Origin of the sequence: Pseudomonas sp. K2I15, assembly GCF_002204795.1 — a bacterium.
Lineage (GTDB): Bacteria > Pseudomonadota > Gammaproteobacteria > Pseudomonadales > Pseudomonadaceae > Aquipseudomonas.
Genome location: NZ_NIXO01000078.1, coordinates 1 through 20,501 on the forward strand (window position 1 = coordinate 1; position 20,501 = coordinate 20,501).

General features: G+C 61.0%; 19 protein-coding genes and 2 pseudogenes. 12 read left to right on the forward strand and 9 right to left on the reverse strand.

Annotation, left to right across the window (positions count from 1 at the left end; translation table 11 throughout):
* From CEC48_RS28105 to CEC48_RS28120, 4 genes are all read right to left on the reverse strand, one after another.
* A partial coding sequence (locus tag CEC48_RS28105; protein WP_141099720.1) for a DUF4123 domain-containing protein occupies window positions 1-818 on the reverse strand: 818 nt, incomplete at its 3' end.
* Window positions 818-2,860 (reverse strand): type VI secretion system tip protein TssI/VgrG, encoded by a 2,043-nt coding sequence (gene tssI, locus CEC48_RS28110; protein ID WP_088426694.1) that lies wholly within the window; start codon window positions 2,858-2,860, stop codon window positions 818-820. The genes CEC48_RS28105 and tssI, both read right to left, overlap by 1 nt.
* A gap of 311 nt (window positions 2,861-3,171) precedes the next feature.
* Window positions 3,172-4,161 carry a diaminopimelate epimerase gene (locus CEC48_RS28115; RefSeq protein ID WP_088426695.1) on the reverse strand — a complete coding sequence of 330 codons (990 nt, stop codon included), beginning with the start codon at window positions 4,159-4,161 and terminating at the stop codon, window positions 3,172-3,174.
* Window positions 4,158-4,919 carry a FadR/GntR family transcriptional regulator gene (locus CEC48_RS28120; RefSeq protein ID WP_076016736.1) on the reverse strand — a complete coding sequence of 254 codons (762 nt, stop codon included), beginning with the start codon at window positions 4,917-4,919 and terminating at the stop codon, window positions 4,158-4,160. Before CEC48_RS28120 ends, CEC48_RS28115 begins: the two co-directional genes overlap by 4 nt.
* A 234-nt stretch (window positions 4,920-5,153) precedes the next feature.
* Between CEC48_RS28120 and CEC48_RS28125 the strand changes: the two genes are divergently transcribed.
* The 8 genes from CEC48_RS28125 (at window position 5,154) to CEC48_RS28160 (ending at window position 12,795) form a co-directional block, all read left to right on the forward strand.
* Entirely contained in the window at window positions 5,154-5,894 is a 741-nt protein-coding gene (locus CEC48_RS28125; RefSeq protein ID WP_088426696.1) for an SDR family oxidoreductase, read from the forward strand.
* 29 nt (window positions 5,895-5,923) lie between these two features.
* Window positions 5,924-6,769, forward strand: coding sequence for a fumarylacetoacetate hydrolase family protein (locus tag CEC48_RS28130; RefSeq protein WP_088426697.1), 846 nt, complete (start codon window positions 5,924-5,926; stop codon window positions 6,767-6,769).
* 20 nt (window positions 6,770-6,789) lie between these two features.
* A complete protein-coding gene (locus tag CEC48_RS28135) occupies window positions 6,790-8,067 on the forward strand; it encodes an L-fuconate dehydratase (RefSeq protein ID WP_088426699.1) in 1,278 nt (425 codons plus the stop codon).
* 38 nt (window positions 8,068-8,105) lie between these two features.
* Window positions 8,106-8,966, forward strand: coding sequence for an amidohydrolase (locus CEC48_RS28140; protein ID WP_088426701.1), 861 nt, complete (start codon window positions 8,106-8,108; stop codon window positions 8,964-8,966).
* The gene (locus tag CEC48_RS28145; protein WP_088426702.1) at window positions 8,963-9,736 is read left to right on the forward strand and encodes an SDR family oxidoreductase; all 774 of its coding nucleotides are present in this window, start codon (window positions 8,963-8,965) and stop codon (window positions 9,734-9,736) included. Before CEC48_RS28140 ends, CEC48_RS28145 begins: the two co-directional genes overlap by 4 nt.
* Complete coding sequence (locus CEC48_RS28150; protein ID WP_088426704.1) at window positions 9,733-10,080, forward strand: L-rhamnose mutarotase; 348 nt, start codon at window positions 9,733-9,735, stop codon at window positions 10,078-10,080. Before CEC48_RS28145 ends, CEC48_RS28150 begins: the two co-directional genes overlap by 4 nt.
* A 51-nt stretch (window positions 10,081-10,131) precedes the next feature.
* On the forward strand, window positions 10,132-11,355 hold the full coding sequence (fucP, locus tag CEC48_RS28155) for an L-fucose:H+ symporter permease (RefSeq protein WP_088426705.1): 1,224 nt from the start codon (window positions 10,132-10,134) through the stop codon (window positions 11,353-11,355).
* Window positions 11,356-11,643: 288 nt separating this feature from the next.
* Window positions 11,644-12,795 carry an MFS transporter gene (locus tag CEC48_RS28160; protein ID WP_088426707.1) on the forward strand — a complete coding sequence of 384 codons (1,152 nt, stop codon included), beginning with the start codon at window positions 11,644-11,646 and terminating at the stop codon, window positions 12,793-12,795.
* A 3-nt stretch (window positions 12,796-12,798) separates the two neighbouring features.
* Here CEC48_RS28160 and CEC48_RS28165 read toward each other — a convergent pair whose 3' ends face one another.
* The 4 genes and pseudogenes from CEC48_RS28165 to CEC48_RS28185 all read right to left on the reverse strand — a co-directional run.
* Window positions 12,799-13,413, reverse strand: coding sequence for a type III secretion effector protein (locus CEC48_RS28165; RefSeq protein WP_088426708.1), 615 nt, complete (start codon window positions 13,411-13,413; stop codon window positions 12,799-12,801).
* Between the two features lie 497 nt (window positions 13,414-13,910).
* Window positions 13,911-14,198, reverse strand: a complete 288-nt coding sequence (locus CEC48_RS28175) for a hypothetical protein (protein WP_256579792.1) — start codon at window positions 14,196-14,198, stop codon at window positions 13,911-13,913.
* 7 nt (window positions 14,199-14,205) lie between these two features.
* Window positions 14,206-15,228: a type III secretion protein gene (locus CEC48_RS31990; RefSeq protein ID WP_256579793.1), complete on the reverse strand. Its 1,023-nt coding sequence runs from the start codon at window positions 15,226-15,228 to the stop codon at window positions 14,206-14,208.
* A gap of 248 nt (window positions 15,229-15,476) precedes the next feature.
* Window positions 15,477-15,872, reverse strand: a pseudogene (locus CEC48_RS28185) (TonB-dependent siderophore receptor); the annotation flags it as partial.
* Window positions 15,873-15,957: 85 nt separating this feature from the next.
* Here CEC48_RS28185 and CEC48_RS28190 point away from each other — a divergent pair.
* The 3 genes and pseudogenes from CEC48_RS28190 to CEC48_RS28200 all read left to right on the forward strand — a co-directional run bounded on the left by CEC48_RS28190 (window position 15,958) and on the right by CEC48_RS28200 (window position 18,397).
* The gene (locus CEC48_RS28190) at window positions 15,958-17,367 is read left to right on the forward strand and encodes a glycerophosphodiester phosphodiesterase family protein (protein ID WP_088426712.1); all 1,410 of its coding nucleotides are present in this window, start codon (window positions 15,958-15,960) and stop codon (window positions 17,365-17,367) included.
* A gap of 97 nt (window positions 17,368-17,464) precedes the next feature.
* Window positions 17,465-17,760: pseudogene (locus CEC48_RS28195) on the forward strand (hypothetical protein); the annotation flags it as partial.
* A gap of 79 nt (window positions 17,761-17,839) precedes the next feature.
* Window positions 17,840-18,397 (forward strand): GNAT family N-acetyltransferase, encoded by a 558-nt coding sequence (locus tag CEC48_RS28200; RefSeq protein ID WP_088426713.1) that lies wholly within the window; start codon window positions 17,840-17,842, stop codon window positions 18,395-18,397.
* On the opposite strand, the gene CEC48_RS28205 is transcribed toward CEC48_RS28200, so the two are convergent.
* Complete coding sequence (locus tag CEC48_RS28205; RefSeq protein ID WP_088426714.1) at window positions 18,375-19,259, reverse strand: EamA family transporter; 885 nt, start codon at window positions 19,257-19,259, stop codon at window positions 18,375-18,377. The genes CEC48_RS28200 and CEC48_RS28205 overlap by 23 nt on opposite strands.
* Window positions 19,260-19,372: 113 nt before the next feature.
* On the opposite strand from CEC48_RS28205, the gene CEC48_RS28210 reads away from it, so the two are divergent.
* On the forward strand, window positions 19,373-20,152 hold the full coding sequence (locus tag CEC48_RS28210) for a helix-turn-helix transcriptional regulator (protein WP_088426716.1): 780 nt from the start codon (window positions 19,373-19,375) through the stop codon (window positions 20,150-20,152).
* Window positions 20,153-20,501 lie beyond the last annotated feature (349 nt).

The following is a 20,501-nucleotide window of genomic DNA, read 5'->3' on the forward strand; positions in this document are numbered from 1 at the left end:
ACCCGACACCACTCCTCAACCACCCGCTGAAAATGATCCTCCGCCACTTCCCCCCGCATCGGCTGCCATCGAATAACCACGTCCCCAGTGGCTTCCACCAACCGCCGCACCACCAAAAACTCCAGCTGGTCCGGCCTCTCCCATTGCCAAGCCCGCGCTTGCTCCAGCACCTGTTCCAGCCAGATTCTCGGGTCCTGAAATTCCGCGAGTTGACTGAGCGCCTCGCTGTGCTCAGCCAGCAAATAGCGCAGGATATTCGCCTGCAAAATCGCTCCGGACTGAGGATTCGGCACCTCCAGCCACGGTGCAGGATCAGGCACCGGATACGTCCCCGGAGCCGGATTATCACCACAACGCCAGCGCTCGCCCTGCCAGTAACACACGCTGATCAGCGGCCCGAGAAAGGCAGGCCAATCCTCAGCAGGCAGGTGAACCAAAGCCCGCGCCAAGGTGCGGTTATCGTGAAAGCGGTACAGCGCCTGCCTCCCCGTCGGCCCCGCCACCAGCCTGTCGCGCCAATGCACGGTAACGTCCGACAAATCATCATCGGGCAAGCTGCCCAACCACCCCCAATTGCGCAGGGGGTTTTGCAACAAGCCAACCAGACCAGGCTCGTTGACGTGATCGAGCAACAGGATCACCGGGCCATCCGCTGCCAACTCCGCCACGCAGGTTTCGGCGTAGAGGCTGCAATACTCCGCCACCGTGCGTGTCGCCAGCAGTAAACCGCGCGCCTCGCTTTCACCCTGTAGAACCAGGCACAGCCGGCGCCCCGCCTGCTGCTGTTGAGCCATCCACTGGCCAGACGTGATCTCCATCAAGCCGCCCTCCCCGTGGAGTCGCACATGCCTTCGCGGCAGCGCTCGCATACCGGACAGAAGTCCGCATCCAGTCGTCTGGCAAGCGCCATGATTGCGCCTTGGGCAACCGATACCTTTGGCCCGACAGCTACGAATGCCGGCGGGGCAGCAACGTCACCCGGCCCCACAGGATTGGCGGCGCGGGTCCCCGCCGGCACACCGCCCAACGTGATCGGGCGACTGCTGAAAATCCCGCCGGCCTGAATCAGCAAATGCTCACCCCCGGCCTTGAAACTCAGCTGCGCGCCGGCATCAATAACCAGGCTGGCACCCGCCTTGAGATGGACCTGCTGCCCCGCCTCGATCACCAAGGTCTGGCCGACATGGGTTTGGCTGTTGCCCTGCACATGTAAGTGATCATTTGCCTCAAGCCGCACCTTGCGGTCACCGGCGATGCTGCGGTGTTCCTCATGCCCCAAAGTGGTCGCACTCAAGCCATGGATGGTTTCCTGACGCTCGCCCACAACCTCCAGCCGACTGTCATGGCCTACCTGCTGCTCAAGATCACGTTGGGCGCGCAGGTAGATGAGCTCTTGACCGCTGCGGTCCTCAAGGTGCAACTCGTTGGCCCCCACCCCGCCCGGCGAACTGCGGCTGCGCAGAACACTGCGGGTCTTGTGTTGTGGCAAGGGGTAAGCCGTCGGTTGCAGAGTGTTAGGCAGGCAGCCGTTGATCACTGGCCGGTCCGGGTCGCCTTCCAGGAACGTGACCAATACCTCCATGCCCACACGCGGGATCATCACCGCGCCGAAGCGGTCACCCGCCCAACCGGACGCCACCCGCACCCAACAGCTGCTCTTGTCGTCGGTCTTGTCGAGCCGGTCCCAGTGAAAGCGAATTTTCACCCGCCCGTGGGCGTCGCAATGCACGTCCTCACCCAGGGGGCCGGTGACGGTTGCGGTCTGGCTGCCGCTGATTCGCGGTTTGGGGTGTTTGAGCGGCGGGCGGTAAGCAGCGCGCCAGGGCGTTGCGGTAAATCGATTGCGATAGCCGTGGAACGCCTCGGCATCCACCACCGCCTCCTCCAGTACCTGCGGTTGATAGCCTTCGTGGCGCACGCTGGTGATCAACCACAAGTCATTGCATGACGAGTCCGGGTGTTCACGCAGCGCCAGGAAATGCCCGCTACGCAGGGCCGGTTGATCACTGCGGCCCAACGCCCGATGACGGTCGCGCTGATGGCGTTCCAGGCCACGCCGGGCCAACTGTGAACCTCGCAGATGCCCCGTGAACCCCGCCGGGTACTGATAGTCTTCAAGCGCAGGCGAAGCTCCGGCCTGCTCCTGCAAGCGCAGCGCCGGATGTTCGAAGTCGTGGTCACGCCGAACAACCTGAGCACTGCGTGTGGCCAGGCGCACATCAAAACGCTGGATCACCAGCGTTTCGGCAGCAGGCCCACCGATTGCGCAATAGCGCTGCGCCGGCAAACGACGAAACACCGTCTGATCATCGCCAAACACCAGCATGTGAGCATCCACACTGTGGCGAAAGTGGTAATGGATGCCCTCTTCCTCGCACAGTCGCTGGATAAAATGCAGATCGGTTTCCGCGTATTGCACACAGAACGTACGTGGCGGGTACACCACCGGCCCCAGTTCAAAGGCATAGGCATCGGCGAGAATGCCGTGCTGTTCAAGCACCGCCGCGATGATTTGCGGCACGCTGCGCTGCTGGAAAATCCGCTGGTCGCAACGATGGGCCAGGTACGCCAGTCGCGGCGCTAGGGTGAGGTGGTAGCGGGTAAGCCGCCGGCCAGGGTCTTCACGGCCAATGGCGTAGATTTGCCCGTGAAGGCCTTCACCCGGTTCACCAAAATCCAGATAAGCCGGTTGGTGAAGCAGCTTTTCCAGATCAAGGCAGGGGTTTTCACTGACCCACTGCACTTCAATGAAAAAAGGCTGATCAATACTTTCGCTGCCTTTAAAAGCCAGCACCTCAAATGCCTGGTTTATTCCTGTAACAATCAGTTTGAAGCGTGACGAAACAAGCGTGCTGAACATCCGTTGTTACCCGCCATTCATTGTCGAGCTGAAATAACTTTCCCCGTAAAACGAAGATAAAGCCACTCAATCCGAAGCCGATAAAAAGTGCCTGAACCCCAGGAATACTAGCGATTTCAGGCGAAATTCGGCCGCTTCAAAATAAAAAAGAAGATTCGTACATCGATAATGGAAGGGTCTTTTATGACTTACGGAAATGCAGTTAAACAGCCAGTACTCACCAACAGGAATACTCTTACACCGCTATTCACCAAGGGCACTTACTTATAAAGAAACGACTGACAAAGATAATTAAGCCAGCCGTTACCTTTTCAAAGCGCTTGCACCCGCGCAGTCCCGAACAGGCTGACGCTAAGTAGCTCACCCGCCTCTGCCTGCAAGCGCACCGGTGCCGTACCACCGGGCATCACCACGGCTACTTCTCCTGCAGTCACCCATCCTACAGACCAGGCGGCGCATGCCACCGCACTGGCGCTGGTCCCGGAAGACGCTGTCGGTCCCTCGCCGCGCTCAAATACACGGGCGATGACACGATTGCCTGAATCCCGGGAGACCCATTGCAGGTTGACCCCCGAAATACAAGGTTGACCGGCCCCGGCAGGCGGCGCAAAAGCGATCGCCCTCAGTGGCTCAAACAACGCTGGCCGATGCATCTGCGCGTTGTCCGGCAACGCCGACGCATCCTGCACCAGCGTCACGCAATGAGGATTGCCCACACGTACAAACTGGCTGTAATTCCACTCAGGGTTGAGCGCAGCCAGGGGCGAGACATGGCTCACCTCGGTTCCCTCAAGCCAGACCACACCAACGCCAACCGCCCCCACTGCCGAAGGCCCCAATTCGGGACGCCCCAGCGCCAGCCAAAAACCCTGGACCTGTTCGTACTCTGCAGGCTCAACCCGCGTGACCACCGGCGACAGTGCATCCGTCTTGTCGTGATGCACCCGCAGGTCACAGCCATGCGCCATCAATCCCTGGTCGGTTAACGACTGGGCAAAAATCGTCAGGCCATTGCCACTGCGCTCGGCCAAAGACCCATCCGTGTTAACAATCAATACGTCAAAGGGCGGCTCGGCCTGAAACGGCCCCACCAACAAGCCGTCACAGCGATGCTCCTTGGCCTGCGCCGGGCGCGGCAAAGCACCCCAGCCGCACTCGGCGGCAATGGCCGCCAAGGCCCAAGCTTCCCGGGTGTTAGCGGCCAAGTCAGCGGCATCAGGTACGCCGATGCCCTTGCTGCGTAAAAAATCCGGGCTGACCACGCCGTAGATATTCCCCCGGGCGTCGTAGAACACCGTCATTGCGCAGTCCGCATAAAGATCCGTACCACCTCTTCCAGGTGCTTGCGCATGGCCTGTCGCGCGCCTTCCACGTCCCGTTGCTCCAGTGCATCGAGGATCTTGCGATGCTCGTCTTCAGAGCGATGAGGCATGTCGTCCGAGGTGTAATGCGCCTGCAACCGCTGGAACATGCTGCCGTAACGATGCCCCAGCAAGTGCGCAATCATCAGCGCATAGGCCGGATTGCCCGAGGCCTGGGCGATGCGAATGTGAAACAGGCGATCGCCCGGGTGGGTATGGGAGCCTTCGCGGTTGTCCTGCACGTTACGCTCGAACGCCTCACGGATACCTGCCAGCTCTTCGTCGGTGGCATGTTTGGCTGCCAGGGCGGCTGCTTCCGGCTCAATCAGGCGACGGGCCTGGAGCAAGGAAAACGGCGGAATCTCGGCGTTGAAGTCGACGTGCAGATTGAGTTCCGGATCGAACTCTTTCCATTGATCCCGGGTGGCCTGGGCCATCACCGGTTCCTGGCTGACTTTCGGTTGCACCGGCTCGCACACCAGCACGCCGTTGCCCACACGTACGTCAACCAAACCGATCACCTCCAGGGCAATCATCGCTTCACGAACGGAGGCGCGACTCACGCCCAGCAGTTTGGCCAGCTCGCGCTCGGCCGGCAGGCGGCTGCCCGGCGGAAATTCCCCGCTGTCGATCAACGCCCGTAACTGGTCGGCAATCTGTCGATAAAGACGTTGGTTATCAATCACTTGAAATGGCATCTAGGCTCAGCTCGATTCATGCACGGCACAGTCCAGATGATCAACTCACAAAAAAGCCGCTTGTTGACCGGGAAGACCCATGCTAAAAATTGGATCAATGGCCTGACCATTGGATCGTTTTCAGTGTGCTGATCATAGCAAACCCACCACGGTTCGCTATGCCGCAGATGCAGGCGTTTTACGCCCTCAATGGCCTGACCATTGAGCCAATAATAACAATCAAGGGAGTCTGTCATGGACCTCACCGGTAAACGCGTGCTGATCACCGCCGCCGCGCAGGGCATTGGCCGCGCCAGCGTCGAAGCCTATCTGGCGGCGGGCGCCGAAGTGATTGCAGCCGACATCAATCAACAGGCGCTCGCCGACCTGCCGGGTGCGCAAACGGTGTTGCTGGATGTGACCGACGCCAGCGCCATCCAACGCCTCGCCGCCGAAATCGGCCCTCTTGATGTGCTGTTCAATTGCGCAGGCGTGGTGCACGCCGGCAACATTCTCGAATGCCCGGAGAGCGACTGGGCGTTTGCTCTGGACCTCAATGTCACCGCCATGTACCGGATGATCCGCGCGTTTCTGCCGGGGATGCTGGCGGCAGGCGGCGGCTCGATCATCAACATGTCGTCGGTGGCCTCCAGCCTCAAGGGCGTGCCTAACCGCTTTGCCTACTGCGCCAGCAAGGCCGCCGTCATCGGCCTGACCAAATCCGTGGCGGCCGACTTTGTCACCCACCGCATTCGCTGCAACGCCATCTGCCCCGGCACGGTGGAGTCGCCTTCGCTGCAGCAACGCATCATCGAACAAGCCAGCCGCGAAGGCCGCCAGCAGGATGAGGTGTACGCCGCCTTCACCGCGCGCCAGCCGATGGGACGCCTGGGCACACCCCAGGAAATTGCCCAGCTGGCGTTGTACCTTGGCTCCGATGCCAGCGCGTTTACCACCGGCACCACCCAGATCATTGACGGCGGCTGGAGCAACTGACCGCCCACTTCCCAATAAGAGGATTGCTCATGAAATTGCTGCGCTATGGTGAAAAAGGTCAGGAACGCCCGGCCCTGCTGGACGCTGACGGTCGTCTGCGCGACTTGTCCGCCCACATCAGTGATGTCGCCGGTGATGCCCTGCTGCCGCAAAACCTCGCTCGCCTGCAAGAACTTGACCCCGCGAGCCTGCCTCTGGTGCCGGGCAATCCGCGTCTGGGTGCCTGTGTCGGCCAAGTGGGAAAATTCATCTGCATCGGCCTGAACTACGCCGATCACGCCGCAGAAACCGGCGCTCCGATTCCCGACGAACCCATCATCTTCAACAAATGGACCAGCGCCATTGTCGGCCCCAACGACAACATTGAAATCCCCCGCCACTCCAACAAGACCGACTGGGAAGTCGAGCTGGGCGTGGTGATCGGCCAGGGCGGCCGTTATATCGAAGAGAGCGAGGCCATGCAGCACGTGGCTGGCTACTGCGTGATCAACGACGTCTCCGAGCGTGAGTTCCAACTGGAACGCGGCGGCACCTGGGACAAGGGCAAGGGCTGCGACACCTTCGGCCCGCTCGGCCCTTGGCTGGTGAGCCAGGATGAAATCGCCGACCCGCATCAACTGTCGATCTGGCTCGAGGTCGACGGCCACCGTTACCAGAACGGCAACACCCGCACGATGATTTTCCAGATCCCCAAGCTGATCAGCTACTTGAGCCAGTTCATGAGCCTGCAACCCGGGGATGTGATTTCCACCGGCACCCCGCCCGGTGTCGGCCTGGGGATCAAGCCCACGCCGGTCTACCTCAAGCCTGGGCAAAAGATCCGCCTGGGCATCGAAGGCCTTGGCGAACAGAACCAGACCACGGTCGACGCCTGACAAGAGCCAAGGAGCCGTTCATGACCACTATTACCGCGATTCGCGTCGAAGATATCCGCTTTCCTACATCCCAGTCCCTGGACGGCTCCGACGCCATGAACCCGGACCCGGACTACTCGGCCGCCTATGTGATTTTGCAGACCGACAACCCGGCGCTTGAAGGCCATGGCCTGACCTTCACCATCGGCCGTGGCAACGAGATTTGCTGCGCGGCGATCCAGGCCATGCAGCCGCTGCTGGTGGGGTTGACCCTGGAGTGGATCGCCGAAGACATGGGCCGCTTCTGGCGCCATGTCACCAGCGACAGCCAGTTGCGCTGGATCGGCCCGGACAAGGGCGCCATCCACCTGGCCACCGGCGCGATCGTCAACGCCGCGTGGGATTTGTGGGCCAAGGCCGAAGGCAAACCCCTGTGGCGCCTGGTGGCCGACATGAGCCCGGAACAATTGGTGCGGTGCATCGACTTCCGCTACATCACCGACTGCATCACCGCAAGCGAAGCCCTTGCCCTGTTGCGCCAACGCGCCGAAGGCAAGGCCGAACGCATGGCCGACCTGCACGCCAATGGCTACCCCTGCTACACCACCTCCGCCGGCTGGCTCGGTTATGGCGACGAAAAGCTGCGCAGGCTGTGCCAGGAAGCGGTGGATGCCGGGTTCAACCACGTCAAGCTCAAGGTCGGCCACGACTTGCAGGACGACCTGCGCCGCGTACGCATTGCCCGCGAAGTACTGGGGCCGGATCGTCAACTGATGATCGACGCCAACCAGGTGTGGGAAGTCGACACCGCCATCGACTGGGTGCGCGAATTGGCGTTTGCCAAGCCGTGGTTTATCGAGGAGCCCACCAGCCCCGACGATATTGAAGGCCATCGCAAGATTCGCCAGGGTGTGGCGCCGGTCAAAGTCGCCACCGGCGAGATGTGCCAGAACCGGATCATCTTCAAGCAATTGATCATGCGTGAAGCCATCGATGTGGTGCAGATTGACGCCTGCCGCCTGGGCGGGGTCAACGAGGTGCTGGCAGTGATGTTGATGGCCGCCAAATACGGCCTGCCGGTGTGCCCGCATGCCGGCGGCGTCGGGCTTTGCGAGTATGTGCAGCATCTGTCGATGATCGACTACTTGTGCATCGCCGGCACCCACGAAGGCCGGGTGATTGAGTATGTCGACCACTTGCACGAGCACTTCGAGGAACCTTGTGTGGTGCGCGGCGCGGCTTATCTGCCGCCGAAGGCACCGGGGTTTTCGATCCAGATGAAAGCCGCGTCCCGGGAGCAATACCGCCACCGGCCGTGACCTGAAGCACACATTTGATTGGACGGAGCACAATAATAATGTCGTCCCCATCACCTCTGAGGCTCGATGCGCACCAGCATTTCTGGCGCTACCGGGCCGCTGATTATCCGTGGATTGGTGCGGCTGAAGCCGACCTGCGGCGGGACTTTGTCCCACAGGATTTGCGACCGTTGCTCGACGCTGCCGGCCTGGATGGTTGCATTGCCGTGCAGGCCCGCGCCGGTGAGCAGGAAACCGATGCGTTGCTGGAAATGGCGCGGCAGCACCCGTGGATACTCGGCGTAGTCGGCTGGGTCGACCTGTGCGACCCAACCCTTGAACAGCACCTGGAACAATGGTGCGACTCACCAAAACTCAAGGGCTTTCGGCATCAGATTCAAGACGAACCTACGCCTGCCAGCTTCATGGCTGACCCGGGATTCTCCCATGGGCTACAGCACCTGCAACAGCACGGCTACGTCTACGAGGTGCTGATCCGCTGTGCCGACCTCGACGCCGCCACAGCCATGTGCCAGCGCCACGACCAGCATCATCTGGTGCTGGATCATTTGGGCAAACCAGACATCGCCAACGGCCCGGCCGGTTGGGCCGAACACCTGGCACCGCTGGCCGCCCTGCCCCACGTCAGTTGCAAGCTGTCGGGCCTGCTCACCGAAGCCGGGCCCGATCAACGCAATGCCCGTGCCCTGCGCCCCTATATCGAACTGGCACTGGAACTGTTCGGCGCCGAACGCCTGATGTTCGGCTCGGACTGGCCTGTTTGCCTGCTGGCCGGCGAATACCAGCGCACCTGCCAATTGCTGCAACAGACCCTCGGCCCGCTGTCGACCCATGAACAGCAGGCAATCTGGGGGGGCACCGCCCAGCGGGTCTATCACCTTGAAGGAAACTGCCCATGAATCTGCATTTGCAGGACCGCGTGATCATCGTCACCGGCGGTGGCTCGGGAATTGGCGCCGCTATCTCCCTGGGGCTGATCGCCGAAGGCGCGATCCCGGTGATTTTCGGTCATCAACCGTTGTCGGCGGCCTTCGCTGCCGAGCTTGAACAACAAGGTCAAAGCCACTTCATCCGTGTCGAGTTGCGCGATGAAGACGCCTGCCGCGCGGCGGTCAACGAAGTGTTGCAACGCTTCGGGCGCATCGACGGCTTGGTGAACAACGCCGGGGTCAACGACGGTGTAGGCCTGGAAGCGGGACGTGCAGCCTTCGTCGAATCCCTGGAAAAGAACCTGATTCATTACTACCTGATGACCCACCTGTGCCTCGACGCACTCAAGGCCAGTCGCGGGGCGATCGTGAATATCAGCTCCAAGACCGCCCTCACCGGCCAGGGTGGCACCAGCGGTTATACCGCCGCGAAAGGTGCGCAGTTGTCCCTGACACGGGAATGGGCAGCCTCGCTGCTGGAGTTCGGCATTCGGGTCAACGCCGTGGTGCCCGCCGAGGTGCTGACGCCGCTGTACCAGCGCTGGATCGACGGCTTCGACAACCCCGAAGCCAAGCTCGCCGCCATCGTCGAAAAAATCCCTCTGGGTAAACGGATGACTAGCCCTGAGGAAATTGCCGACAGCGTGCTGTTCTTGCTTTCACCCCGCGCGTCCCACACCACCGGACAATGGCTGGTGGTGGACGGTGGCTACACCCACTTGGACCGGGCACTGACATGAGTAGCCAACGTTACTGCCTGGCCCTGGACCTGATCGACGATGAGGCATTGATCGCCGAGTACCAGCAGTTGCATCAACGCATCTGGCCCGCCGTGGCCGGGCATCTGCGCAGCCAGCACATCGTGCAGATGCAGATCTGGCGCCTGGGTACACGGCTGTTCATGGTCATGGACACCACGGCCGGTTTCAGCTTCGAAGGCCTGGACCAGGCCGCCCGCGCCAACGCCGAGGTGCAAGCCTGGGAAACCCTGATGTGGCGTTTCCAGGCTCCCACGCCGTGGACCGATCCCGGGGGCAAATGGCAGCCCTTGACGCAGATTTTCAGCCTCACCGACCAACCTTGATACCCGCTGCATCGCACGCCTTGATCCCATAAAAACAACAGGAGAAGCGTCATGTTAAGCAAAGACACACCCGTGGCCGCCGGCGAACGCGCCGTACCAACCTATCGCTGGGCACTGATGCTGGTGACCAGTCTGTTCTTCCTCTGGGGCTTGTCCTACGGTTTGTTGGACGTACTGAACAAGCACTTCCAGGAAGTCTTGCACGTCAGCAAGGCCCAGTCCGGGCTGCTGCAAAGCGCGTATTTCGGCGCGTACTTCCTGATAGCGCTGCCGGCGGGATTACTGATGGACCGCCACGGCTACAAAGCCGGGATCCTGCTGGGCTTGTGCCTGTATGCGGCGGGTGCCTTGCTGTTCATGCCGGCGGCAGCGGCGGCGAGCTTTCCGTTTTTCCTGTTCGCACTGTTCGTCATCGCCTGCGGCCTGGGCTGCCTGGAGACCGCAGCCAACCCGTATGCAACGGTGCTGGGCGAACCCCAGGGCGCCGAACGGCGGTTGAACCTGGCGCAATCATTCAACGGCCTCGGCCAATTCTTCGGCCCGCTGATTGGCGGCGCGATGTTCTTCAGCGCTGGCAGCACACCGGCCTCGGACATGAGTTCGCTGCAAACCACCTACGTGGTGATCGCCGTGCTGGTGTTGCTGGTGGCGTTGTTGATTGTCCGCACACCGCTGCCGGATTTACGCGCCCAGGAGCAGGCACTGCAACCGGTGGCCGGCAAGGGCCTGTGGCAGTATCCGGAATTCGTCGGTGGGGTGATCACGCAGTTTTTCTACGTGGCGGCCCAGGTCGGGGTCGGCGCATTTTTTATCAACTACGTCACCGAGCACTGGGCACAGATGGGTAATCAGCAAGCAGCCTACCTGCTGTCGATCGCGATGCTGGCCTTCATGTTCGGGCGCTTTTTCAGCACTTGGTTGATGGGGCGGGTCAACGCGCAGAAGCTGCTGCTGATTTATGCGCTGATCAATATCGCGTTGTGTGCGCTGGTGGTGGTTGGTCTGGAAGGCATCTCGGTGATCGCGCTGATCGCGGTGTTCTTCTTCATGTCGATCATGTTCCCGACGCTGTTCGCCATGGGCGTGAAAAACCTCGGGCCGCATACCAAGCGCGGCAGTTCGTTCATGATCATGGCGATTGTCGGCGGCGCACTGATGCCCTACTTGATGGGCAAAGTGGCGGACAACAGCACGGTAGCGCTGGCTTACCTGTTGCCTATGGGATGTTTCGTGATTGTGGCGGTGTATGCCCGTAGTCGCTTGCGCCATCCATGAAACAGTCATTGAGAAGATCGGTCTGGAAGGTGGTAATCCGCCGCAAGAAGCCCGGGGTTCGCCAGTTCTCGCAGGGATTACGCACCTTCCAGACCACCTCGCACATCAAACGATTACTCGTCCTACAAACTGATAGTGGTTGGAAAGGCCTATCGCGTTCCATGATCCAGGACAAATTGTTTGCTCTGTGTTCAAGCACGCCAAGGGAACCCGGCTCGCTCGATACGGCCTGATGTGCAAGGATGTTGCGCTGTACATCGTTCGTTGAACGCAAAACAAAGGATTCTCATGACCGCCATCAGCACCCCAGCGCCCGTGGTACCCGGGCGGCTGGAACAAATGTCGACCCGCATCGCCTTTTTTATCGCAGGTTTCGGCATCGCCGCCTGGGCCCCGCTGGTGCCTTATGCCAAGGCCCGCGCCCAACTCAATGAGGGCACGCTCGGCCTGTTGCTGCTGTGCCTGGGTGTGGGGTCGATAATCGCCATGCCCGTCGCCGGGGCCCTGGCGTCGCGCTACGGTATCCGGCGCGTGGCGACCGGCGGGACGATTCTGATCTGCATGGCCCTGCCGATGCTGGCCACGGTCACCTCGATTCCACTGCTGATGGCCGCACTGTTCGTATTTGGCGCCGGCCTGGGCATGGTGGATTCCACGGTCAACCTGCAGGCGGTGATTGTCGAACGGGCCAGCGGCAAGACGATGATGTCAGGCTTCCACGGCCTGTTCAGCCTCGGCGGGATCGTCGGTGCGGCGGGCGTCAGCGGGCTGCTCGGGTTGGGCTGGTCACCCTTCCAGGCCACCCTTGCCGTCATCGTGGTGATGGCAGTGGCCTTGCTCAAGGCCGGGCCGCATTTGCTGCCTTACGGCAGTGAAAGCTCCGGGCCGGCCTTTGCCGTGCCTCACGGCGTGGTGCTGTTTATCGGCTGCCTGTGCTGCATCGTGTTTCTCGCTGAAGGCGCCGTGCTGGACTGGAGCGCGGTGTTCCTGAGTGCCGAGCGCGGCCTTGATGAAGCCTATGCGGGCCTTGGCTATGCAGCCTTTGCCTTGACCATGACCGTCGGGCGCCTGACCGGCGACCGGATTGTTCGCCGCCTGGGCGCAACCCGGGTGATCATATTCGGCGGCGCCCTCGCAGCGGCCGGCATGCTGTTGGCAACGCTGTTACCTGCGTGGGAAACCGCCCTGCTGGGGTATGCGCTGGTAGGTGCCGGGTGCTCCAACATCGTGCCGGTGCTGTACACCGCCGTTGGCAAGCAGAAAGTCATGCCGGAACACATTGCAGTACCCGCCATCACCACCCTGGGTTATGCCGGCATTCTCGCCGGCCCCGCGGTCATCGGCTTTATCGCCCATGGCAGTAGCCTGAGCACGGCCTTTGTGCTGCTTGCCGTGTTGCTGATCGGTGTAGCGATCAGCGGGAAAATACTGCGGGTATGAGGCTTATCTGGCCTTTTTGTGTTCAAGCCAGCGATCAAGGGTTTTGTTACTGAGCCAGCCCGCCTGGTGATGACTGCCGAAAATCCGCCGCCCACTGCCGTGGGCGCTTTCGAGCGACTGCAATAACCCGGGCCGGTCCACAATATTTTTCGCCATGTACACCTGCTGCTCATCGTATTTTTTCCGCGCCAGCCCCGTGGCCGGGTCCAGCACGGGCTCGCCCTGGCTGTCGAGTTCGTCCGGGTCCTTGCTCATGGCAACCAGCAACTCGATGTTGACGTAGCCGATGTGTTCAAAGAACCCCTTACGGTCCCGGGACCTGTCCCGCAGTTCAGTAAACATCGCCTTGAACACCTCGATAAGCTCGGCGTTGCTCTTGGCGTGGAAAGGGTCCGGGCTGAAGGCACCGGGGTCACTGTTGCCGAACACCACACTTTCGGCTTTAGAAAGGCTTTCCCCGGTGATGTAACCGTCCTGGTCGGTGATCGCATCGATCAGGCGCGGGCGCTGGACAAGCGCCTTGGCCAGCAAAATCGCACTGTCGAACGCCTGGTTGTCGCCGAGTTTTTTGTCGGCGATTCGCTGCAGTGAAGACAGCGTCAGCCCGTCACTTCTCATGGAGTTCTTTCAGCATGGGAAAACTGACTTTCAGCGCTTTCACCAACTCGCTGTCCGGCAAATGAAGGTTGGGATTGGGCAACCCGGCGCGAGGGGCTACACCGTTCTGAAGCGTGCGATGGTGAGGCACTACCTCATAGGGCTTGGCCGACCGCAAAGGTGGCCTGTAGCCGGACGATCGAACCGACGTGGCGCCCGGTTGATGACTGGCTTGCCGGCCAGCGTCACCGGGCTCGCTTGAAGCGGCCTGAGCAGCGCGCGGCCCCTCATCCGGTGTTGCGTCAAATCGGCGTGTATCGCCGGGCTGCAGGTAGCCTGACCCACCATCAATTCTCATGATTCATCTCCACCAATTTTAGATCCACACTTGCCTGGACATCACCCCGGTAACGGCCGTATCGCTCGCGCGATTAACAAGCCAAAGGTGTGTGGCGCCCCGACGGCAATGGTTCCTCAGTCGCGAAGGGTTCCAATGACAACATGTAAAAAGCGAAAAATCAGTCGGCTTTTCGGGAGCCCGACGAGGTCGGCTTGGCGTCCTGCCAAAGGCCCTTGATCGCGCCAACGACAAACCCCATCACGGCGCAAAACTGGCGGAACGCAGAGGGTTCAGCGGCAGGCAACTGCCCATCGGGCCGCATGCCTTTGATGAAGTCGTCGGCAGCCGGCGCCTGAAACTTGCGCTGGCTGGTGAAGTTTTTCACTCGCCGGGCCTCGGCACTCTCCTCGAGGTTTTTGCCCTGCGATAAATCACGCCACGAAGAATTCGCGGCGTGATCGGCCATGACGGGTTTAACGGGACAACCACCGCAAGGCGTCTTTGTGGATCTTGCCGTCGTTGGGGCGACCACCCACGTTGTCCATCTGGTTGAGCAGATTGGAGCGTTGAGTGACTTCCCTCGCCAGTTGAATGAGTGAATCCGTCTGCGGGCGACCGGTCAGCGGCATGGCAGCCAGTTTTTTCAGATCGTTGATTTTTATCGAGCTACTGAAGAAACCACCCTTCAACGCATTGAAGTTCTGAAGCATCAGTTGGGCAAGCTGCTTGTCATCTTGATACTTCAACGGGTTGTCGGAACCCACCACGGCATTGATGTCTTGCCGGGTGAATCGACCGTCCAACTGGCCGGTCGAGCCGCTGCGATCCAGGCCTTGCATGAGGTCGGGGCGTCGCAGGATTTCCCTGGCCAGGCGGATGTTCTGGTCAACCGCAAGGTTGCCGGTCAATGGCCTGCTGGCCATGTTCTCCAGGCCTCGCTGGGTGATGTGTTGCGTTCCCCGATCCCTGAAGGCATCGAAGTTGGCCAGCAGTTGCTCGGCCAACTGGTCATTGCTGCGCCTTGAATACTGCGGGTCCGGCCTCCCGAAGACTGGCCCGCAATTTCCAGGATCCGGTGTGGGCGGTTTGCCGATGCCTGGCCGGCACGGCTCTGGGTCCGGCTTCGGTGGTTTGCCGATACCTGGCCGATGGCAATGGCCGGGATTCGGCCTCGCCGGGCTGAACCAGCCTTTCATTTTTCGCAGCAACCCCTGATGTTGTGCAGCCGTACCCAGCAGAGAAGCGTCGTTTTGCGGCGACAGCAACGACGGGGTACCGCCAAAACCACGCGGAGTCATCGGCCCTTGCAACAAAGGCTGCTGGCCCCTGAACACCGGACCAAAGGTGTTCTCTGGCGTATTGAAGCTGACAACACCCGGCTGCTGCCCGGTGGTCGGGCCGGGCGAAGTCTGCGCGCCGGTCTTTGCCTTGGGATCGGCGGGTGCAGTGCTGTCGTGGGTTGAGGCGGTGGTCTGATTGGACACGGATACCGACATAGACATCTCCTGTTCGGCTGGTTTTCAGGGAGCGCCTCCTCCTCCAGAGCACCACGACGGACTGATCGTCCAGGCACTGTATGAAAAGTGGGCAACCCTGTGTGGCCGAACTGTCGGATTCAGTTCCTGTGAACGCAGAATGTCTTACGCAAAAGAGTAGGACGGTGGGATAAGTCAGTGACCAAAAAAAATCGCAGCGCGCCCCGGCAATGCCGGAACAGGCTGCGACTGCTTACATCAACTGCGGATCAAAAACCAACGCTGGCCTGCACAAAGAACGTGCGCGGCTCGCCCAGGTAAATCCCCGAGTTGTTGTCGCTGGAGCGGGTGTAGTGCTCCTGGTTGAAGACGTTTTTAACCCCCACGCCCAGCTTCAGGTTCGACAGCTGCGCGCCGAAGTCATAACCGCTGCGCACGTTGACCGAGACGTAGCCGGGAATTTCCCCGTACTGGCCATCGGCGGTCGGCTGGGTGATATAGGTGGTGCCGGTGCCCGGTGCACGCTGGCCGGACTGGGCGTAGACGTCCAGGTTGTGGGTCCAGTGGTTGATGTCGTAACGCAACCCCAGGGTGGCCACTTCACGGGAGTACAGCGGCAAGTCACGGCCCTTGAAGGCAACGTCGCCTTCGGAGGTGGCCATTGTGTTGCCCACACGCTGTCACGACGCTGTCATACGCCAACGCCAACATCCGCAGATACCCTGCCCCGACCCTCTTGAAGGACGACACATGCACACTCGCTCAGGCCCGCCTGCGGTCAAAACTCTGCTTGCCCGCTTTATCGTTCTCGGATGCAGCCTGCTGGTAGTGAGCGCTTGCGACAGTGTGACCGGAAGCTCACCTGGCGGCAGGTCCACCCCGACTGCGTCGTTCAAAACCCTCGACGGTGCGCCGCCCCTGGTTATCGGCCATCGCGGCCTGCCGGGGCTGTACCCGGAAGAAACCCGGGCGTCTTATGAGCACGCGGCCGATGCGGGTGCCGATTCGCTTGAGCTGGATCTGCACATGACCAAGGACTGCGTGTTGGTGGCGCGACACAATCCCTGGTTGAGCGACAACACGAATATCAGCGACGTCGCGAAGACCAACGCCGAGGTTGCACGCCGCAAGCGCACGGTGCCAGGTGTGGTGGTCAATGTCCGGTATCCCGCCACCGCCGAAAATGGCCCGCCCCAGTACCTGAGTGACTTGACCAACCCCAACGACCCAAAATCGGTGTTGAAATCCTTGATCGTTGATGGCGAAGACCATACCAACGACTGGTCAATCAGCGATTTCACCCTGGCCGAACTCAAACAATGGATTGGCGGCACAACGTACGATGCGCGCGACGAGCGCCCGACTGAACTCAACGGCAAGTTGCCGATCCTGAGCTTCCAGGAAGTGATCGACATTGCAAAAGCCAAAAGCGCCGCCACCGGCCGCGTAATTACGACCTACCCGGAAAGCAAAAACCCGATCTGGAACAATGCCCAGGCCATTGCCAATGGTTGCGGCGCACCGGGCACTCATCCGTTTGAGGCGGCGTTTCTCAAGACCCTTAAAGACAACGACCTCAATCGCAAAGACGCACCGGTGTTTGTGCAGAGCTTTGACCCCAACAGCTTGAAATACCTGCGCTCTATCGGCCTGCACACCCGGGCGGTTCAGTTGGTGGACGGGAACGGCGTGAACTTCAAGACCGGCGAGACCATTTTCATCACGGATAAACCCAACACGTTCGTCAGCGGCCGCCCTTACAGCTGGACCGTCGCGGGCGACCCACGCTCGTTTGGTGCGATGCTGACGCCGGCGGGGCTCGCCGAGGTCAAAACCTACGCCGACGGCATTGGCCCGTGGAAGCCAGAAGCGATGTCGCTTACCGCCGCTTCAGCGCAAAACCCGTCGTCCCTGCCCGGTTTGCCCGAGGTCGATACCCTCAAGCCAACCAACCTGATCAGCGATGCTCACAAGGCCGGTTTGTTCGTCCATATATTCACCTTCCGCAATGAAGCCAAATACTTGGCCGGTGCCTACAAGGGTGACCCGGCGGCTGAATACATGGCCTTTTTCCGGGCCGGTGTTGACGGTGTGTTTACGGATTTCACACCTACCGCCGTGGCTGCCCGAAATACCTACCTGAAAGAAGCAACACGCTGAAAGGTGGACGGCAGTTGCGAACCAACTGCCGTCAGCTTCCCCCTGCTCGAAAATGCCCTCAGGCCAAGCCCGCCAACACCGCGCTGTCATTCCAAACGGCGCCGTCGCTGAACGGGTGATCAACCGTGAAGCGATCATCGGCGTCGGCGGACGATGATTCATGGGGGCATCGACGGCATCGAAAGGATGGGTATCGGCAGCGAGCTGATCCCGGTGGCCGCGCCGATCCCGATGGTCCAGGAAGACCTGGCGAGTGGCCGGCTGGTGAAATTGAACATCCCGGAATACGAAAGCGGCAACTATACGTTCGACGTTATCTACCGCACGGATGTGCCGCCGGCGCCTGCGGCGAGGTGGTTGATCGAACGGTTTGTTCAGCAACGCTCGGAGTAGAAGCGGCCCTTCCCAGCCCCTTGTACAACCCGGCCAATCCCGGCAGCATTCGCCCGTGACTTTCACGGACGAGCACCTTATGACCCTGCCCTTTTTCGCCCCCGTTCTCCTCACCACCGAGCGCCTGGGCCTGCGCCCTCCCCATCAGGATGATTGGCGCGCGCTGTTTGCGATCTGGTCCGACCCGGAGGCCATGCGCTACTTTTCCTTCCCCGCCATGACCCACGCCGACCAGGCCATCCGACGCTTCGCCCAACTGGTGGAAGCCTCGATTGCCGGTGAAGACCTGGTGTGCATGGTGGAGTTGCTGGCCACCGGTGAGGTGATCGGCAGTTGCGACCTGTTCAATGTGGACGAGCAATGCCGCCGCGCCGAAATCGGCTTCACCCTGAACCGTCAGCACTGGGGCAAGGGCTACATGAGCGAAGCCGCCCGCGCCGTGATCGACTACGGGTTCAATACCGCCGGCCTGCGCCGCCTTGAAGCCGATATTGACCCACGCAACCTGGGCTCCGCGAAACTGCTTGAGCGCCTGGGTTTTGTCCGCGAAGGCTTGTTGCGCGAGCGCTGGGTGGTGGGCGATGAGATCTCGGACAGTGCGCTGTATGGCCTGCTCAAGCGTGACCGCCCTGCCTGACCCACAACGGGCGCCCCTTCTTCAAACCCACGATCAAGGCCAACAGAATCAAGCCCATGGCCTGCCACTGCGAAACCCCGGGGTGCTCACCAAGGATCAGCATCGAGCTGACGATGCCAAACACCGGGATCAGCAGTGACAGGGGCGCCACCCGGGAAACCGGATATTCGCGCAACAACAGGTTCCAGCCCCAGTAACAGAAGTGCGTGGCGCCATACACCTGAAACGCCAGCGAGAACAACGCCACGCCGTTCAACTGAGCAGGCAAGGCGGTAAAGGCTTGCGAGCCGTCCAGCAACCACGTCAACAGCACCAGCGGCACCGGTGCAAACAGGCTGGCCCAGACCACGAATGCAAAGATCTCCCGCACGCCGCAGAACTTGATGATGATATTGCCGATGCTCCAGGCCAGCGCGCTGAACAGCACCAGGGCAAACCCCAGCATCGTCGCCTGCCCATGCACGTTCAACAGCATGCCCACCAACCCCATGGCCGCCAGCGCCACACTGATCAATTGCGGCAGGGAAAGGCTTTCCCGAAATAACAACACGCCCCAACCCATAGTGAAAAATGCGCTGAACTGGATCAGCAGCGAAGCACTGCCGGGCGGCACGCCCAGGGTGATCCCGAGGTTGATCAAGGCCCACATCGCCACCCCGAATATCAAGCCGTAGGCCGCCAGCCACTTCACGGCAACTTGTGGCCGTCGCACCAGAAACACCCAGGGCAACGCTGCCAGGGTGAAACGCAGGGCCGTCAGCAGCAACGGGTTGATCTCGGCCAAGCCCAGCTTGGTAATGGGGAAGTTGATTCCCCACACGGCCGTCACCAGGACGGCCAGTAACAGGTGTTTGTGCTTCACGGGGACGGGTCCGTTTTCAGTTGCACGACGGGAGGCCGTGCATCAGGCAGATTTTTTCGCAAATGGTGATGGCCCGCCTGCGATTGTGGGTCAACAAAGGCTAGAATCAGGCCATGCCCGATATTCATCCCTATGAAAACACTCCGCGCGATGTGGTCGTGACCGCCATCGACTATGCCGACGGTGAGCTGTTCCCTGACCACGCTCACCCGCGCGGGCAGTTTGCCTATGCCAGCCGGGGCGTGATCACGGTCTACACCGCCACTGGCAACTGGGTTGTGCCGCCGCGTCGTGCTATCTGGGTGCCGCCGCATGTGTCCCACGCCATGTTGATGCGTGGCCCGGTGACGATGCTCAATACCTACATTCGCCCGCAGGCGGCGCGGCGGCTGGAGCTGCCGCAAGCGTGCCAGGTGCTGGATGTGTCACCGCTGCTCGGGCAGTTGCTGGAGAAGGCCGTTGAGGTGCCTGCGCGTTATGCGGTGGGTGGTCGCGACAGTTATCTGATGGGCTTGCTGTTGCACGAGATTGCCCGGATGCCGGTGCTGGCGCTCAGTGCGCCGTTGCCTGTGGAGCCGCGATTGGCCAAGGCGTGCGAGGGGTTTCTGGCTGGGCCTTCGCTGGAAATCGGCATTGATGCCATGGCGCTCGGCGCGGGCATGAGTCGCCGGACCTTTACCCGGCAGTTTCGCCAGGCTACGGGGATCAGTTACCTGCAATGGCGCCAGCAAGCGTGCCTGTTGGCGGCGATCGTGCGGCTGGGCAAGGGTGAACCGGTGACGCGGGTGGCGCTGGATCTGGGGTATAGCAGCCCGAGTGCGTTTGCTACGGTGTTCAAGCGTGTGTTGGGTGAGGTGCCGAGTCGTTATTTCACCGATAGGTTTCGGTGGTGATTGGGCTGGGGGCATATCCGTTTTTTTGGTCGGGGCTGATATGGGTTCCGCTCTTACAGCGGCTCACTTTTGAAAAGCGCAAAAGTAAGCAAAACGCTCTTGCCCCACCACTCGGCACCTCGCTTGGGCTCGGTGTGCCCTCACTCCGGCATTACTACGCGGGCCGCCGCGACGGGGCGTCCCTGCCCCGTCGCGGCTAAACCGGCGTCCTGCCGGTTTACCCGCTCCGTACTACCTGCGTTCGGCCAGCGTGGTTTAACGGGGCGCCTAAGATCAAGATCAAAAGCAGATCAACAGCACAGCGGCCTACCGGCCGGCTTGAGTGGTGTAGATCAAAAGCAAAATCAAA